The following is a 17,821-nucleotide window of genomic DNA, read 5'->3' on the forward strand; positions in this document are numbered from 1 at the left end:
TGTTTATGCTTAAAGTTAATTGCTGAGTAGTCGGCAAGTTAAAAATGCTTGTTTACGCTATATGCTATTTTCGACGAAGAAATAAAAGTAAATAGTGCCTTAGACTAAGTTACGAGTATTTTTTGTTCATTACCCGTCAAAACAGACAATAACCATTATAATTCACATTGTAAACAAAACGTTAAATCTGGTAATTTGAAAATTAATACCTGTTTTGTATGTATTTAACGCACTTTTAAGTGTTTTTTTCTTATGTTATAAAATATTTGCATAATTACACCATTTTTTATTTCTTTTTATTTGTATATGTTGCTAGGATGTTTGCACAGGCTGCTAATAAAGTGGTTTAAATAATTTATAAGAACACACAAAAAAACAGGGTCGTCACTATGTCAACATACCGTTTAAATACACTTGCTGTAGCCGTTGCTTTTGCGTTTAGCGCACCAAGCATTGTTAACGCAGAAGAAGCACCAGTGCAAGCTGCTAAAAACATAGAGCAAATATCTGTATTAGGATCGCGTGTATCTAACCGCACCTCTACAGAGTCTTCTTCTCCTATTGATTTAATTGACGCGGATGATTTAACTAAAGGTGGTTTTACCGAATTAGGCCAAAGCCTTCAAGCGACAGCGCCTTCATTTAACTTTTCGCGTACACAAGTATCAGACGGTTCTGATTTATTTAGACCCGCAACACTTCGCGGCTTACAACCAGATCAAACCCTTGTATTAGTAAATGGTAAACGTCGTCATAACCAATCAATTTTTGGCCTTAACGGTACAGTAGGTGCAGGCGCTGCGGGTACTGATATGAATGCCATTCCGCTAACGGCGCTTAAAGGCGTTGAAGTATTACGCGACGGCGCTGCAGCGCAGTATGGCTCTGACGCGATTGCAGGTGTTATTAACTTATCTCTTAATAACTCAACCGGTATTACAACGGGTTTTGTACAATACGGCGGCACAAGTGAAGGTGACGGCGACACTATTTCAGCAGGTTTAAATCGTGGTTTTGAATTAGGTAACGAAGGCGGCTTTATTAACCTATCGCTTGAGTACCGTGATGCCGACGGCACTAATCGTGCAGAGCGCGATACAGGTGGTTCGCTTAATGTTGAACCAGGTACGCTAAGTGAAGATGTACGCTGGGGCCAAGGTAACTCAGAAAGTGAATTTACGTCGTTATTTTACAACATGGCATTACCAATGGGCGACGGTGAGCTTTACTCGTTTGGTGGCTACTCAGAGCGCACGGCGCTGGGTAATGGTTTTTACCGTAACTTTAACGAAGCGTCTAAAAACGTAACACAAGTATATAGTGATGGTTTTTTACCGCGCATATATAACGAAGCACAAGATATTTCAGTCGCGCTTGGTTTTAAAGGCGATATAAACACAGATTGGACTTACGATGTATCGGCTGTTTATGGTGAAAACCAATACGATTTTACATCACGTAATACATTAAACGCTTCTTACGCGGCTGAGTATTTATTTAATAACCCAAGTGCAAGCGATACCGATATTGCAGCAAACTCTGGCCCTACTGGCGGTTACTCAGGTGGTTTTAGATTCGATCAAACAACGGTTAACCTTGATGTAAACGGTATTGTAGATATTGGCCGTAGTGAGCCTTTATATGTAACAGTAGGCGCCGAATACCGTAAAGAAAACTACGAAATAGTGCCAGGCGATGAAGCATCATACGCGTGTGGGTTAGCAAATATGGATACCTCGTACCCATCAGTAAACGATCCGGATCAATTTGCACAGTGTGGTTTTCAAGCTTATAACGGCCTACGCCCTGAAGCGGCTAACGACAGCGACCGTAACAGCTACGCAGTTTATGTAGACGTAGAAACCATGATCACCGACGCATGGAACGTAAGTGGTGCGCTACGCTATGAAGATTTCTCAGATGCTGGGGATGATTTAATTGGTAAATTAGCAACACGTTATGAATTTTCAGATGACTTTGCAGTACGTGGTGCACTATCTACTGGTTTTAGAGCGCCATCACTTCAACAAAGTGGTTATACAGCTTTTACAACTAACTTAGGCTCAGACGGCACATTAACGCAGTCGTTCACGGCAAACACTGGGACCGCTTTCCCAAGTGCGCTAGGCGTAGATAGCTTAGAGCTTGAAACATCAACAAACTACAGTGCAGGTTTTGTTTACGATGTAACAAGCGAGCTTTCGTTAACGGTTGATTTTTACCGTGTAGAAATTGAAGACCGTATTACACTTGGCAGCTTACTTTCGGCTGACGATGTATCGTTTAGCTCAGAAGCGGTTGCAGCGCTACAAGCAACTGGTGCAGTGCAAGCTAACTACTTCTCAAACTCGGTTGATTCTACTACGCAAGGTGTTGATATTATTGCATCGTACCGCACTGAAGTTGAAGGCGGCAATTTAGGAGTAACCTTTGCAGGTAACCTAAACGATACTAAAATAGACAGCGTAAATGCAAAAAACGGTATTCCTGAAGCAGTTGCTTTTGACGATTTACAACGTAGCTTTTTTACCGACGGACAACCGAGCGAACGTGCAACGCTTACGTTTGACTACGAACGCGATGCCTACACATCAACCATTCGCTTTAACTACTTTGGTGAAACAGACGTAAAATACTTTGGTAACGACCATATTTCATTACCAGGTGAGCTTTCGCCTACGGGTTCATTTAAACCAACAAGTACAGTTGAGTCTGCAGTGTTAGTTGATTTAAATGTTAGCTACCAAATTAACGACATGTTTGCGCTTTCGGTTGGTGCCGATAACGTATTTGACGAAACGCCAGATGAATTAGGTGATGACGAAGTACTTAATTTTATCACCAACGGCGCATTTAAATACCCTGTACGCGCATTGCCATACGGTTTTGACGGCAGAACGTATTATGCAAAAGTAAGCTTTAGTTTTTAATTTATAAAGTAAACTAAAGTAATATTAAGCGCAGTTATTAACTGCGCTTTTTTTGTGCTTTTTTATTATAAAAAAGCACCTGTTGGGCATTAAAAATACTTGCGCGGTTGAAAATTAAGCCTACAATCGCCATCTCTTAAATAGGCCAATATAAAAGCCTCTTTATTATTTAACTTAAAATAACCATTAGTTGATAGGAAATATATGACTAAAAAATCTAAAGCAAAAACCGCAAACACCAGCGCGGTAGACACAGGACGAGGCGTTATAAACCACAATGCACTAGCAGCGTTGGTAACCTCTAAATTATTTAAACCACAGGTGGTTAAAGCTAAAAAAGGCAAAGGTTCGTTTAAACGTAGCAACAAGCATTCAGGACAAGAGTCCTATTTAATCGCCGCTTAAATAGCAACGATCAAATAGGGCTTTCGCCAGCGCAGAACTAACTCACGCGAGAAGCATCGTTTTTAATTCTAAAGTCTGTTTTTCATTTTAAAATATGACGAGCTGCACTCGTTACGCCAGCAAGCTGCGCGTCTACAAGGGAATGATTATTGAGCTGCGGTTACGATTTCTTGTAGGCGTAGAGCTTGCTCACGCGAGAAGCGCAGCTTCTAACCTAAAGTCTGTTTTTCATTTTCAATATGACGAGCTTCACTCGTTATGCCAGCAAGCTGCGCGTCTACAAGGGTTTATACCCAAGTTTCAGAATATGATGTGTAGACGTCGAGCTTGCTCACGCGAGAAGCAAAGCTTCTCATTACTTAATATCCCAAAAACTGCGTTTTTACACGCCAGCAAGCTGCGCGTCTACAGGCTATTCCAGTCTTGTTACTTTTACTTTTATTTTTCCTGCGTTCGCACCATAAAAGCGGCTTAAGTCGTTTGCAAATGGGCAAAACTCACCAGATTTAGTAATTTTAATATCAGCGCCGTCAGCTATTTTAAATAGGTGCTCGTCGTTTTTATTAATCGCTCCTATTAACGAAAACCATTGTGCATGAGGCAATCGTCTAAACGGTTCAAGCACTGCCATTGGGATTTCTTTTACGCCAAGCTTCACATTATCGCGATGCCAACCTATTGGTGTGCACTTTATACCATCGTCAAACCAGTATTGATTTGGATATGGGGTAAAACGGTAAGTAGCGCCTTGCTCTAGCATAAGGCCAGTTGCATTGTATTGCTCACTAGCAAATACTATTACATCTTGGCTTTGGTTAACGCTCAGCACATTCATATTTTGATTAGCCAGTTCTATATGTTGGCTTAAACCAATAAAGCTAAGCGTGGTGTTGTCGTTATAGCTAATTTTGTAATGCAGTTTTTTAAGCGATTCTGGGCGGTAACTGGTTAGCTTGTTAATACGCTCTGCAACGCTGTGATGCACTAAAGGTTTAAGATTGCTAGCTTCGTTATCTATAAGTACATAGCATTCTCTGTCTACTAGTTTAAATAAGGGGTTAAACCAAAAGTAATTTTGCTGATGGCTTAATGCGAGCGGATCAGGAATAACCGTCACATCATCTTGCGCAACTAAGTTGTTATCGGGTAGTAGTGTTGTGTAATCTATATCGTTGCTAGTTAATAACGAAATATTAAGCGGTTGCTCTATTAACCACTCAAGTGCATAACGCAAGCTAATATCGGCTAGGCCATCGCGGTAGTAACCACCGCCAATGTCTGAATGCGCGCCAGCAAACCACAGCTCGGTAATATTATTTTGATGGTTCATTAGTGTGGGTTCAAAGGCGCGGCGTTTTTCATCAAGCGATACACAGTGCAGAGCTTGAGATACGTTTGTGGCTATGGTGTGGTTTTCAAAAATAACATGTTCAGCGCCGCGCGTTGCTTTACTTACTTTTGATAAGCCAATTGAGGCTACTGTATCAAATACACAAAGGTAGACTCGCTCACATATTAATAACTCCAGACATTTTGCAAAGCGCCTGGCAAGTGCTGCACCTCGACTAAAACCTGTTAAAAGTAGTGAATCGCCTAGTTGGTAATGAGTTTTAAAATCGGTTAAAGCCTGATTTAAAATACTGGCTACATCGTCACCACGAGGTGCAAATGTTTGGTTTAATACACGCTTTAAGCGACTACCTTTAGTGCCTATCCCTTGATAATAAAAACTGAGTTGGTTTGACTGTGGGGTAATGGGGGAGTCTTCTAATTTACCGCCAAGCAGTAAGTGTAATTTTAGAATATTAGAAATACTGGCGTCTTCTTTAAAGTGTTCTGAGCTAAATTGCTCTGCGTCACGGGGCTCATTCCCTGTGCCATCAAAGTTGAAAATTAGCGTTTTGCCCGTCATAACCCAATTTCCTTAGTTGTTTTAAATACTCTACACAGACAATGTTAAAAATTAAAGACAGTGATAACGCTCACTGCCTTTAATTTAAATCGCCTTTAATGTAACTTCATTTTTGGGCGCACTACACGCAGTACTTTTTCGCTTATCCATAATGCAAAGGTTTTTGCACTGCCGTGAATAGCGCGTTGATGCATTCTATAAAGCGATATATACATAAAGCGGGCAATTTTACCTTCAATAAAAAAGGTATTACTGGTGAGGTTACCCATTAAATTACCCACAGTACTGTAGCTTGATAAATTAACAAGTGAGCCATGGTCGCTATACTTAAAGCCGCGTAGTGGTTGCTGTTTTAGCGTGGCGATAAGGTTTTTTTCGACGCACTGCGCCATTTGGTGCGCCGATTGTGCGCGTGGTGGTACTTGCTTACCATCTGCCTGCGTAAATGCGCAGCAATCGCCTAACACAAAAATGCTTTCATCAACGGTGCTTTGTAAAAACTCGTTTACTTGAATTTGGTTGCTGCGGGTCAACTCAAAAACACCTAAATCTTTTATAAAATCAGGCGCTTTTACGCCTGCTGCCCACACCATAATATCGGCATCAATGTGTTCTTCATCTTTGGTGATAAAGCCTTGTGCGGTGCCTTCTTTTACTTGCGTTTGCTCACGTACGTTTACGCCGAGTTTTAATAGTTCGCGTTTGGCGCTGGTGGCTATGCGCTCTGGTAATGCAGGTAAAATACGCGGGCCTGCCTCTATTAAATGTATATGTAAACGTTTAGACGACATATTTGTTAAGCCATACAACTTTAATAGCTCAGACACATGGTAAAGCTCAGCTGAGAGTTCAACACCGGTAGCACCGCCGCCTACAATGGCGATATTGAGCGATTGTTGTTGATTGTCGTCCTGATGAAGGCGCGTAAAGCTGTCGAGTAATGAATGCTGAAAGCGTTCTGCTTGTTGGCTTGAGTCTAAAAAGTAACAATGCTCTTTTATACCTGGGGTATTAAAGTCGTTACTTACGCTGCCAATGGCAATAACAAGGTGATCGTAGCGTACCGTGCGCCCAGGTAAAATGGTGTGGCCTAACTCGTCGTTGAGCGCGGAGAGAGTAATTGTTTTATTGCTTTGGTCTATATTGCAAAAAGTACCAAGTTGAAAACGGTAATGATGTTTTGCGGCATGGGCTGAGTACACAACGCCATCTAAATCGGGGTCAATAGAGCCTGTCGCTACTTCGTGCAGTAACGGCTTCCATATGTGGGTACGGTTTTTGTCTATTAACAGTATATCTGCTTGGTTTTTTTTCCCTAGTTTATGCCCTAGTTGGGTTGCAAGCTCTAGCCCGCCAGCACCACCGCCAATAACGACGATTTTAGGTATTGTAATACTCATAACGTTGCCCTTAAAAATAATATACCCAAATAATCTGTATTATTTTTAGTGTTTTGAGGTTATTTGGGTATTATGAAAATTATTTTTGGCAAACGTAATAACATACTCTTTAGTGAGGTTATTTTGCGCTTAAATAAAGGATATGTCAGCAAAAAATGATGATTAAAGGCATATAAGTTATACTCACTTTTTTATCGCTTAGCTGTGCAGTTAAATCGCTGTTTGAAAAACAACGAAAAGGGTATTTATGACCACGCCATTAATTCAGTCACTTGAACAACATTTTGGTTTTAGCCAATTTAGAACAGGGCAGCAACAAACTATAGAGCAGCTTTTAAATGGTCAATCGTCGTTGGCTATATTTCCGACCGGCTCGGGTAAATCGTTGTGTTACCAACTCACTGCTTTGCACTTACCTAATTTAACCTTAGTGGTTTCGCCTTTACTTGCGTTGATGAAAGATCAAATTAGCTTTTTAAATAGCAAAGGCATTTATGCTGCCAGCCTTGATTCGAGCCAAGATCAAATGCAAAGCAGCACTGTAATGAACGACGTGCGAAACGGTAAAATTAAAGTATTAATGGTCTCGGTTGAGCGATTTAAAAACGAACGCTTTAGAGAATTTATAAGCCAAGTGGCGCTTTCTATGCTGGTGGTAGACGAAGCGCACTGTATATCAGAATGGGGCCATAACTTTAGACCCGACTACCTTAAACTGCCACGTTACCGCGAAGAGCTTAATATTCCTTTAGTGTTGTTGCTTACTGCAACGGCCACAAAAAAAGTAAAACGCGATATGGCAGAGCGATTTGCTATATCGCCTGAGTGCATTGTACAAACGGGCTTTTACCGCGCTAATTTAGATTTAAGCGTGTTGAGTGTTAAAACAGCCGATAAAAATACCGAGCTTACCAACATTGTGCGCGCGCAAAGTGGCCCTGGTATTGTGTATGTAACGCTACAGCAAAGCGCAGAGCAAGTCGCTAATGTGCTAAGCGCGCAAGGTATTCACGCTGTTGCTTACCATGCAGGGCTTGAAGATACGCTACGCTGGCAAATTCAAGATGACTTTATGGCGGGTAAAATTAACGTAGTGGTGGCTACCATTGCCTTTGGTATGGGCGTTGATAAGTCGGACATTCGCTTTGTTATACATTATGACTTACCTAAATCGATAGAAAACTACAGCCAAGAAATTGGCCGTGCAGGGCGCGATGGCAATCCATCAAATTGCTACACCCTTGCCAATTTAGATGGGCTAAATACGGTTGAAAACTTTGTATATGGCGACACCCCAGAGCTTAGCGGTATTGAATATGTAATTAACGATATTCGCCAAAGCCACCAGCAATGGGAAATGCAAGAGTACAGCCTTTCAAGCGAAAGCAATATTAGGCAACTGGCCCTTAAAACCTTGCTAGTACAACTAGAAATGCAAGGCGCAATAACGCCACAATATGCCTACTATGCCGATTTTAAATACAAATTTTTGGTTGATAAAAACGAGCTACTAAGCCAGTTTGACCAGCAGCGCCAAGCATTTTTAACACAAATATTTAGCCATACCGATTTTAAAAAAATATGGGGTACGCTAAATTTTGACTCCCTTACACAAGCCGCGCAGGTTGATCGAAAACGTGTAGTGGCTGCTCTTGACTACCTAGCCGAAAAAAACCTAATAACGCTTGAAACTAAACGTATTACCCAAGTATACAAAGTGCATGGAGAGGTTATAAACAACCCTGAACTTGCCCAGCAACTGCACGACTACTTTAGCGATAAAGAACAGGCCGAAATTAAACGTATTGCTGCACTGGTTCGCTTTTTTGAGCTACAAAGTTGCTTAAGCTATAACTTAGCGCGCTATTTTGACGATCAAAATGCACCTGAGCAATGCGGGCATTGTAGTGTGTGTAGAGGCCATGCGGTTAAGCTTGAATACTCTATAGAGCCTGCCTATATTGACGAGCAACTTATTTATCAAAAGGTAGATGAGTTTTTAGCGCATATGGCAGGTAAGGGTAATCATAATGTGGGTATTGAAACCCAATGCCGCTTTTTAGCGGGGATGAGTGTGCCGTTATTTGCGCGTAATAAAGTGCGCCAGCTGAGTGGTTTTGCACTGTGCGAGCAGATGCGTTATAGCGAAATTAAAGCAACACTTCTTGCTAGATAGGTATTTAAATAATTACCAAACCAGAATAACGATAAAAAATGTTAAATTTTTGTTTATTTTCTCGTGGTTTAACTATACTCAACGTGGATATTTCGTTCATACATAGATGATGTGAGCATCGAGACTTCAAAATTGATTGTTTTAGATGTGTTTAAAACTGCTGCAAGAAAGAGACAAAGTGGCTCGTTTTCATCAGCAGTAATGAGTAATCGTAAAGTAACCACGTTTGGTATTGTTTTTTAAGGGGATAGAGATGAAAAAATTAGTGTTATGTGTTCTGTTTTTGTTTAGTAATGTTGCCTTTGCAGATTTTGCTATTATTGTGCATCCCTCGAATGATAGCAGCTTTGACGAGTCTGTTATTACTCGAATTTACACCGGAAAAGAAAAGTCGTTTAGTAATGGCAATACAATTATTCCTGTATCTCAAGAAGAAAAAAATACCGCTACAGAGCAGTTTAACAGCAAGTTACTCAATAAAAGCGCTTCACAGTTGAGAGCATATTGGTCAAAACTTATTTTTACAGGCAAAGGCACGCCACCTAAAGCGCTCGAAAATGACGCTGAGGTCATTAAAATGGTTGCAACTAACCCAAATACCATTGGTTTTGTTTCTACCTCTGCGGTATCGGGCGATGTTAAAGTGGTTTTAAACTTTTAATATTAAAAAACACCAAACAAGCGTGCTAAGTAATAGCACGCTTAATCTTTTTAATTGGCATACCCGCTCGTTTAATTAAATGAGCTACTTTAAGATAAAAAAGTATTGTTTATAACAAGACAAAAATTTTGTTATTTAGTTGTTATCGATAATTGCTCCCTGCATTGCTCTACCTCCTGCACCCATACAGTCGTATATAAGAAATTTTAGTATCAGATTAACTAATCAAATTGATTAAGTATTTTTTCGGATTAGTATTATATTTATCAACTACAATAAAATTTACTAGCACGTTTTGTTTGCTCGTGTATCCTAATTGACGAGTTTCTCTTATTTAAGCCACTATGCCGCATATTGTTATCCCCGTTGAAAATATTTCTACTATCTCAGAGCCAGTTACATGTGCTAACTGCCAAGCCTGTTGTTGCCAATTAGAAGTGCGCATAGTAACCGATACCGGCGTGCCCTTTAACTATATTGAATACGATAAATGGGGGAGCGAGGTAATGAAGCGCGCAGACGATGGTTGGTGCGAAGCGCTCGATAGAAATACGCTTATGTGCTCTATTTACGAAAACCGCCCATTGGTATGCCGCGAGTTTGAAATGGCGTCGGGTGAGTGTATTACTGAGCGCGATTTAGCGGGTATATAGTGATAGCATCCAAGTTAGTTAACTAGATTATACCTACATACAACTTATTGCTACCTACAACAAAGGGGCTTAAAGCCCCTTTTTTAATTACTGTAAAACGCTAAACACTTAAACTTTAAAGTAACTAATATATTTCTTAAGCGTGTTTGAAAGGTCAGCTAATGCAACGGCTTCTTGTGCGTTACTATTAAGTGACATACTGGTTTCTTTCGACATACTGGCAATTTCTTCAACGCCGGTACTAATTTGCGCCACGGTGGCTACTTGGTTTGATGTTGCTTCAACAATTTCAAGTACGTTACTTAATGAGTCGTTAGCTTGTTGCTGTATTTGGTGTAGTAACTCGTTTGCCTCGTGAGTAAGCGTTAAGCCGTTTTCGACTTGCGGTACAGTGGTTTCCATTGCTGTTACCGATGCTTGCGTGTTTTCTTGTACTTGCAAAATCATCTTTTCAATATCGCCTGTTGCATCACCGGTACGCTGGGCAAGTTGTCTTACCTCATCAGCAACAACGGCAAACCCTCGGCCTGTTTCGCCTGCTCTTGCGGCTTCTATTGCAGCATTTAGTGCAAGCAAGTTTGTTTGATCAGAAATACCGCGTATCACACTTAAAATATCGCCAATGTGCTTTACATGTTCTTGAAGTACATTTACTTGAGTAACCGTCGCTTTTACCGTTACTGATATTTGTTCAATTTCGGCTGCTACTTTTTGCACTGCCGTACTGCCTTGCTGCGATAACTGGGCCGTAATTTTTGAATTGTCTTCAGTTTGCCTTACTGCATCGGCAACAGAATGAATACTGCGACTCATTTCTTCTAAACTACTGACAGCAGAATTGGTATATGTCACTTGTGTATCGGCTGCGCTTAGTGCTTGTTGTGAGCCTGATGCCACACTTGCTGAATGTGTTGAGAGCTCTTCAGATGAATTAATAATACTATCTACAATGTTTTTTAATTTGCTTTGCATTACTCCTACTGATGCCATCATGCTGTTGGGGCAACACGAGTGTACATCGCCTCTTAAATCGCCTTGTGCGATAAGTGCAATTACTTCAGCGGCTTCTTGCGGTTCTCCACCGACTGAGTTTCTGATCAGCTGGCTAATAATATAAGCGACGCTTGCACCAATGATAATAGCGAGTGCCGTTAATGAAATCATCCATATTTTGAATGAGCTGGCTACTTCGCGGGTATCGATAGTTGTTATTTGATTTGCTTGCTCTTGCAAGTTTATGAATTGGTTTATGGTATTGAGCCACTCGGTAAAAGCAGGGCGGGCATCGTTTAATAAAGTATTCGAAGCCTCGTTTAAATCACCCGCATTTTTAGCACTTATTACATTTTGTATAAAAGGGAGGGTACGTCGTTCTATTTGGTTAATTTTATTTATAAGTGAGCGTTCTGCACTCGACATATCTGTAGTTAACTCGGCCATAGCGCGGCTCGATTTTTGATAAAATGCGTCGAGTTCTCTTATATTATTAAAAACGGTATTTAAATCGCTCCGGTTTGTTATTAACACAACATCGCGAACTGCAATAGCCCTGTCGTGTACACTGCCTCTAAAATTAATAGCGTATCGCTGTTTTACCGAATTTACGTCTGTTATGTGAGTAATATTAGAGTTAATGAGGCTAACACGTGAAATTCCGATAATGGTTAAAATAAGCATCATTGATAAGATCACGCCGAAACCAGTAGCTAAGCGCATATTTATTGTCATGGTTTGTCCCAAATATGAAAAGTACTCGTTTTAAGCTTACCAGTACAATTAAGAAATTTTAGAATAATGAATGCATTATGCACCATGACTACTAGTTTTAGCACAATAATAAGTTTTTTTTGTAAAAAATATGTATATAAAATTTATGGTTAAGCTATAAAGCTAAAAAAGAGGCCTAAGGCCTCTTGAGTTTATCTATATTAAATCATTTATTAGTCGTACTTTGCTTCTAGCTCATTAGCTGTATGAAACTTCTCATGACTTTGTAACTGTTCGTCGTATTTAACGAGGTTTTTAAAGTGCGCTAATTGACCTGAATTTTTAACTATTTCAACAATAAACGACATCATAAAGTCAGCGCCCGTTAGGGAATCGCCCACTAAATAACGTTTACCTTCTAGGCGGTCGTTAAAGTAGCTAATTACTTTGGCTGTTTCAGCGTCGGCATAGCCTTCTAAAAACTGCATTTTAGCGCCGTCTTTTAGTACAAACATTTTAAGTAAAAGCGGTAAAATTGCTGAGCTTTCTGCAAAGTGGAGCCATTGCTGGTAGTCAACATATTCAGCGGTATTTACTTTTGGAGCAAATTTACCGTTACCGTATTTAGTAATAAGGTAGTCGGTAATAGCGCCTGATTCAGCAATAATTAAACCGCTGTCTTCAATCACGGGTGACTTACCAAGTTGATGAATATGTTTTAATTCGTCAGGGGCTAGGAAGGTGTCTTTGTTGCGCTGATAAGCCACAATTTCGTAATCAACATTTAGCTCTTCTAAAAGCCAAATTACGCGTTTAGAACGTGATTTATTTAAATGGTGTAGTTTAATCATGTCAGTCCTTTTTTGGCTTGTAAGGGCTTTGCCTTACAAGCCGTTTAAAATTAAAGTGGGTTATTAATTTTAACCACAGTTTTACCAAAGTTTTTACCGCATATCATATCGTTGAACGCGCCTACTGTATTTTCGATGCCTTCTACCATGTGCTCTCGGTATTGAATTTTTCCGTCTTGTAGCCATTTTTGCATGTCTTGTGCAAACTCGTCGTAACGGTCGCCGTAATCATCAAAAATGATAAAGCCTTGCATTTTAATACGCTTAGTAAGCAATTGACCCATTAGCATACCTAAACGGTCTGGGCCTTCTGGCAAGCTAGTTGCGTTATATTGCGATACTAAACCACACAATGGTACGCGTGCTGCGGTATTTAGTAATGGTAGTACGGCGTCGAATACTTTACCGCCCACATTTTCGTAGTAAACATCAATGCCTTTATCACAGGCTTTTTCTAGCTGCTCCGCAAAGTCATCAGCTTTGTGATCGATACAGGCATCAAACCCTAGTTTTTCAACTGCGTGTGCACATTTTTCGCTACCACCAGCAACACCCACTACTTTACAGCCTTTAATTTTAGCTATTTGACCAACGGTTGCGCCTACAGGGCCTGTTGCTGCTGCAACAACTACGGTTTCTCCTTCTTTAGGCTGGCCAATATCAAGTAAACCCATGTAAGCAGTAAAGCCAGGCATACCCATAATACCTAATGCGTATGAAGGGTTTGCAGGTTCTTTACCTAATTGCATTAAGCCTTCGCCGTCGGTAATGGCGTAGTCTTGCCAACCTGTGTAGGCAAGTACCCACTCGCCGATCCTAAACTTATCGTTTTTAGACTCCTCTACTTGGCACACGGTTGCGCCAACCATTACATCGCCAATATTAACTGGATCTGCGTACGACTTAGCATCGCTCATACGACCACGCATATACGGGTCTAGTGATAGGTATATAGTACGTAGTAAAACTTCGCCGTCTTTTAATGCAGGAAGCTCTACCGTTTTTAATTTAAAGTTTTCATCTGTTGGAGCGCCATTAGGGCGTGATTCAAGAGTAAGTTGGCGACTAGTCGTAGACATAAAAGATCTCCTATTAAAGTGAATTTACTTAGCGAATGTTTATGCGTTAAATTAATATCTAACCTAAACAATAATGCGTGCTAAGCAGTGTAAATATATATTTTTACCTCAATAGATGAGCTTTGGGCGAGGTACTGGTAATTCAAGTTTTGCAGAGTATTTATTCTAAATGGTTTATTTTAGCTTACTAAATATATGATTGTTGTAAAACACCCCGTTTTTATAAATGGCCTGTTTAAGCACAGCCTCTTGCTCAAAGCCGCTCTTAGTAAGTGCCTTCATAGAGCCAGTATTACCAGCAAACACAGCGCCAAAAATTCTATTTAGGTTAGATTGCGCAAACGCTTCTTCGCAGATAAGTTCAATAGCGCGAGTAATAATGCCTTGCCCCCAATAGGTTTTATTTAGCCAATAACCAATTTCGCCACTGTGGCTGTATTCAAATTCGCCGGAAGTTATGCCAATACAGCCCGCAAATTCCCCATTTACAACAATGGCCTTAATAATACCGTTTTTTGAGCCTTGGTTTATCCACCAATCAGCATCGGCTTGAGTATACGGAAACGGAATTTTTGACGATAAGTAACGAGTCACCTGTTCATCATTTAAGGTGTTAATAATAAAAGGCGCGTCTTGGGCTTTAAACTCTCTGAGGGTGATCATATTTTTCCATAAATTTTTAGTATGCACGCTAACTTAGCAATCATTTAAGAGTTAAACAATCAGAACCTAAATTAAACGGTTTACGGCTATTACTTTGTTTTAAAGTCCTCTAATATAAGCAAAATATTACACCTATTTTAGATGCCATTATGCACCCTCACATTAAAGCGCTTTATAACAGCGCCCAAAAACCAAGCCGTTTAATTATTGGTTTAATGAGCGGCACCTCGTTGGACGGGCTTGATGTTGCACTGTGTAAAGTAACGGGCGCAGGCTTAAATACACACATTGAGGTTTTAAATTTTACCACTGTTGATTATAACGACGATTATAAAACTAAAATAAAGCAGGTATTTGCTAAGCGAGAATGCGATTTAGAGCTTGTTACTTTATTGCACCCGTGGGTAGGTAAATTCCATGGCGACATGGTTAATAAGTGCTTACATACTTGGAAAATAAATCCGGCAAGTATTGATGTAATAGCAAGCCACGGGCAAACCATTTACCACTGCCCGCAGTCGCAGCATAACCATAAAAACTTTAATAACGGCACCTTACAAATTGGCGATAGCGACCAAATAGCCGTTACTACGGGTATTACTACCATTGGTGATTTTAGGCAAAAACACATAGCCGCAGGAGGCGAGGGCGCACCACTGGCTGTGTATGGCGATTATTTGTATTTTTCGAGCGCTGCTGAAAGTCGGATTTTGCTAAATATGGGCGGCATAGCTAACTTAACGTTTTTACCCAAAAATGGTGATGCAAACGGTGTGTTTAGCTCCGATATTGGCCCAGGTAATACCATTATGGATGCGTACGTACAGCAACATTTTAAAGATATGCATTATGACGATGGCGCAAAAATAGCAAAAGCAGGCAAGGTAAATACGCCATTATTGAATGCATTATGTAATAACGCGTTTTTTAAACTCCCAATGCCTAAAACCACAGGGCCTGAGGTATTTAACTTAGCGTATTTAAACGCCGCACAGCAACTTACAAATACTCACCATTTAAGCCATGAAGATATAATGGCCACCTTAAATACCTTTACTGCAACCGTTATAGCAAATGCATTAAACGAGTGTGCAGAGCGCGCACAAAATTGTGTGGTGTATGCAAGTGGTGGCGGTATTCATAATCCGTTACTAATGGCGCAACTTACAGCGCTTTGTCCACGTATTAAGGCTTTTAAAAATACTGACGATTTAGGTATAAATCCCGACGCAAAAGAGGCCGTGTTATTTGCTATTTTAGCAAACGAATGTCTAGCAGGAGAGCAGCAACACCTAAGTAATACTGCACAAGGTATCGCGGGAGTCACTATGGGTAAAGTAAGTTTTGCAGACTAATAACTTATAAATCTGCAAAGAGTGCAGCCAGCACTAAAACAGCGATAAAAACGTAGATCCCATACTCGCAAAATAGCTACGAATACCTTGTGGTTTAGTCCGTTCTACATTAACAAAGGGTGCGCAGTAACCTTGTTCAAATGCGTTAATATGCATATCGAATTGTAGGCTGTTTTTTAAAGTTGCGTGTTTACCGTGCAGCATCATTTGCATTACAAAGCATTGGCTTTGTGTAATTTGGCTCAAAGTAAGGTTTACGTAATCACGTTCAAGATCTGCATTAGTGAGTGTGTACTCACTAAAGTACTGTGCACCACGCGCACTTGGATGTGTTGCGCTAAGCGAAATTATATCGCCCTCATTGACTGCATCAGGCAATACACATTGCAGTGTAATATTATGCGCAGCATTGGCTGTAAGCGATAATTTTTCGTATTCCATGGTGTGGCTCATAGCCGCAGACATCGGATCTTCAAATGATTGCAGTGCAAATGTTAGTTGCACTAAAGGTGTACTCATCTTACTTAATCTTCTAGAGTGTATTCATTTATCGGATAAAGATTATCGCGGATCAAAGTTACAGAATTATGACTAATTGCATTGATTAGTACAATTATTGAGTGGTTTGATCAAAAAGGATCGGTCCTTTTTTACTCGATTTTGAAATCATTTCTCAATCAGAATTATAAGGTATGAAGTTAATATTTGACGTGTAGATTCGCCTTGTTTTCACTGGAAGTCTCTGGTGAGAGAGAAATAAATTTAAATATAATCATGTCTCAATGTGTTAGTAAACCTCTTAACTAGAGTTCAGTTAGATACACAGTCTGTTTTTTACAAAGTAGAATATTTGGATATAGTTTCGAAATTAGAATACTCTGATAGCTTACATCTAATTAGAGCTTTTGAGAAGTATTGGCTATGATTCCAAGTAACTACATCAAAACATTTTAGTAGCCTTGACGGTCGATTTTTGATGTTGAGTGACCATGCGAGGTCGTAATGTTCTAAGGCCAAATATAAGGGAATTATTTAGAAAGAAGTGTTTTATTTTTAACCATATAAATAGGTGTTATTGTATGTCGTCAACAGTGTTATCTGATTCCTTTCGAGGCATTGTCTATTTTACCGCAGCGGCCAAAAATGAAAGCTTTACCGCAGCAGCTGAAGAGTTAGGTATTTCCAAATCAGCATTAGGTAAAAGCATTGCTAAATTAGAAAATCATTTAAACACCAAGCTTTTTCATCGCACAACTAGGAAACTGAGTTTAACTACTGAAGGAGAGGCGTATTTAGCAAGCTGTCAATTGGCATTAGATACCCTTCAGTCAGCAGAGTTAGCGTTACAATCAAAATTATCCCAACCTTCAGGTCGAGTACGAATCGATGTGCCAGCTGCGTTTGGTCGCTCTTTTGTGTTACCTGTTTTATTGAAGCTTGCTGAGCAACATGCACAATTAAAACTAACAGTAACTTTTAATGATAAAATTATTGATCCTCTCGATGCTGGCTTTGATTTAGCTATTCGATTTGGTGCCATTAAAGATAGTGGTGATTTAGTTGCTAGAAAACTGACTTCTCAACATTTGATTTTAACCGCTTCTCCTGCTTATTTAGCTCGTTTAGGTACCCCAACGAGTCTTGCTGAGTTAACAAGCCATCAGTGCATAGTGGCTTGGCGAGGCGGTAGTTCACTACATTGGTTAATTAAAAATACCGATGGTGATGATATGCGCTTTCATCCTAAGCCCTTTCATCAAATTAGTGATGGTGATGCTATGGTCGATGCTTGTATTGCTGGCGCGGGAATCATTCAGTTTCCTAAGTCTTTGCTTCAGCCTTGGCTAGATGAAGGTAAGCTAGTACCAATTTTGCCAGAGTTAAATCCTGCTTCAACTGAGTTACATATTATTTGGCCAAAAACAAAACATCTCCTGCCCAGTGTCAGGTTTATTATTGACGAATTTGTACGCTTATCAGATGAGGGTAATTTTAATTAATTGTAGAAATTAATGCTACTTAGAGTCTC

The 17,821-nt window shown here is 40.0% G+C and carries 14 protein-coding genes; 7 read left to right on the forward strand and 7 right to left on the reverse strand.

Annotated features, from left to right (window positions below):
* Positions 1-389: 389 nt before the first annotated feature.
* Both DO88_RS16730 and arfA read left to right on the forward strand, forming a co-directional pair.
* The gene (locus DO88_RS16730; RefSeq protein WP_033037897.1) at positions 390-2,930 is read left to right on the forward strand and encodes a TonB-dependent receptor plug domain-containing protein; all 2,541 of its coding nucleotides are present in this window, start codon (positions 390-392) and stop codon (positions 2,928-2,930) included.
* 204 nt (positions 2,931-3,134) lie between these two features.
* On the forward strand, positions 3,135-3,335 hold the full coding sequence (arfA, locus tag DO88_RS16725) for a ribosome alternative rescue factor ArfA (RefSeq protein ID WP_033028674.1): 201 nt from the start codon (positions 3,135-3,137) through the stop codon (positions 3,333-3,335).
* A gap of 412 nt (positions 3,336-3,747) precedes the next feature.
* Here the strand turns inward: arfA and DO88_RS16720 are convergent, their stop codons facing one another.
* The gene (locus DO88_RS16720; RefSeq protein ID WP_033028675.1) at positions 3,748-5,247 is read right to left on the reverse strand and encodes a phospholipase effector Tle1 domain-containing protein; all 1,500 of its coding nucleotides are present in this window, start codon (positions 5,245-5,247) and stop codon (positions 3,748-3,750) included.
* A gap of 95 nt (positions 5,248-5,342) precedes the next feature.
* A complete protein-coding gene (locus tag DO88_RS16715; RefSeq protein WP_007377410.1) occupies positions 5,343-6,647 on the reverse strand; it encodes an NAD(P)/FAD-dependent oxidoreductase in 1,305 nt (434 codons plus the stop codon).
* Between the two features lie 247 nt (positions 6,648-6,894).
* Between DO88_RS16715 and DO88_RS16710 the strand changes: the two genes are divergently transcribed.
* The 3 genes from DO88_RS16710 to DO88_RS16700 all read left to right on the forward strand — a co-directional run bounded on the left by DO88_RS16710 (position 6,895) and on the right by DO88_RS16700 (position 10,137).
* Entirely contained in the window at positions 6,895-8,823 is a 1,929-nt protein-coding gene (locus tag DO88_RS16710; RefSeq protein WP_033028676.1) for a RecQ family ATP-dependent DNA helicase, read from the forward strand.
* Positions 8,824-9,076: 253 nt separating this feature from the next.
* Complete coding sequence (locus tag DO88_RS16705; RefSeq protein WP_007377412.1) at positions 9,077-9,484, forward strand: phosphate ABC transporter substrate-binding protein; 408 nt, start codon at positions 9,077-9,079, stop codon at positions 9,482-9,484.
* A 344-nt stretch (positions 9,485-9,828) separates the two neighbouring features.
* Complete coding sequence (locus DO88_RS16700; protein WP_007377413.1) at positions 9,829-10,137, forward strand: YkgJ family cysteine cluster protein; 309 nt, start codon at positions 9,829-9,831, stop codon at positions 10,135-10,137.
* Positions 10,138-10,245: 108 nt separating this feature from the next.
* On the opposite strand, the gene DO88_RS16695 is transcribed toward DO88_RS16700, so the two are convergent.
* The 4 genes from DO88_RS16695 to DO88_RS16680 all read right to left on the reverse strand — a co-directional run bounded on the left by DO88_RS16695 (position 10,246) and on the right by DO88_RS16680 (position 14,437).
* The gene (locus tag DO88_RS16695; protein WP_033037898.1) at positions 10,246-11,865 is read right to left on the reverse strand and encodes a methyl-accepting chemotaxis protein; all 1,620 of its coding nucleotides are present in this window, start codon (positions 11,863-11,865) and stop codon (positions 10,246-10,248) included.
* Between the two features lie 212 nt (positions 11,866-12,077).
* Positions 12,078-12,695, reverse strand: a complete 618-nt coding sequence (locus DO88_RS16690; protein WP_033037899.1) for a glutathione S-transferase family protein — start codon at positions 12,693-12,695, stop codon at positions 12,078-12,080.
* Between the two features lie 50 nt (positions 12,696-12,745).
* Positions 12,746-13,774, reverse strand: coding sequence for an NADP-dependent oxidoreductase (locus tag DO88_RS16685; RefSeq protein ID WP_007377416.1), 1,029 nt, complete (start codon positions 13,772-13,774; stop codon positions 12,746-12,748).
* A 174-nt stretch (positions 13,775-13,948) separates the two neighbouring features.
* The gene (locus tag DO88_RS16680; RefSeq protein ID WP_033037900.1) at positions 13,949-14,437 is read right to left on the reverse strand and encodes a GNAT family N-acetyltransferase; all 489 of its coding nucleotides are present in this window, start codon (positions 14,435-14,437) and stop codon (positions 13,949-13,951) included.
* A 149-nt stretch (positions 14,438-14,586) separates the two neighbouring features.
* On the opposite strand from DO88_RS16680, the gene DO88_RS16675 reads away from it, so the two are divergent.
* Positions 14,587-15,792: an anhydro-N-acetylmuramic acid kinase gene (locus DO88_RS16675; RefSeq protein ID WP_033037901.1), complete on the forward strand. Its 1,206-nt coding sequence runs from the start codon at positions 14,587-14,589 to the stop codon at positions 15,790-15,792.
* A gap of 33 nt (positions 15,793-15,825) precedes the next feature.
* Here DO88_RS16675 and DO88_RS16670 read toward each other — a convergent pair whose 3' ends face one another.
* Complete coding sequence (locus DO88_RS16670; RefSeq protein WP_033037902.1) at positions 15,826-16,311, reverse strand: hypothetical protein; 486 nt, start codon at positions 16,309-16,311, stop codon at positions 15,826-15,828.
* A 560-nt stretch (positions 16,312-16,871) separates the two neighbouring features.
* Here DO88_RS16670 and DO88_RS16665 point away from each other — a divergent pair.
* A complete protein-coding gene (locus DO88_RS16665) occupies positions 16,872-17,792 on the forward strand; it encodes a LysR family transcriptional regulator (RefSeq protein WP_024604337.1) in 921 nt (306 codons plus the stop codon).
* Positions 17,793-17,821: the final 29 nt, after the last annotated feature.

The sequence above is a fragment of the Pseudoalteromonas sp. S3431 genome, assembly GCF_000690035.1.
Lineage (GTDB): Bacteria > Pseudomonadota > Gammaproteobacteria > Enterobacterales > Alteromonadaceae > Pseudoalteromonas > Pseudoalteromonas fuliginea.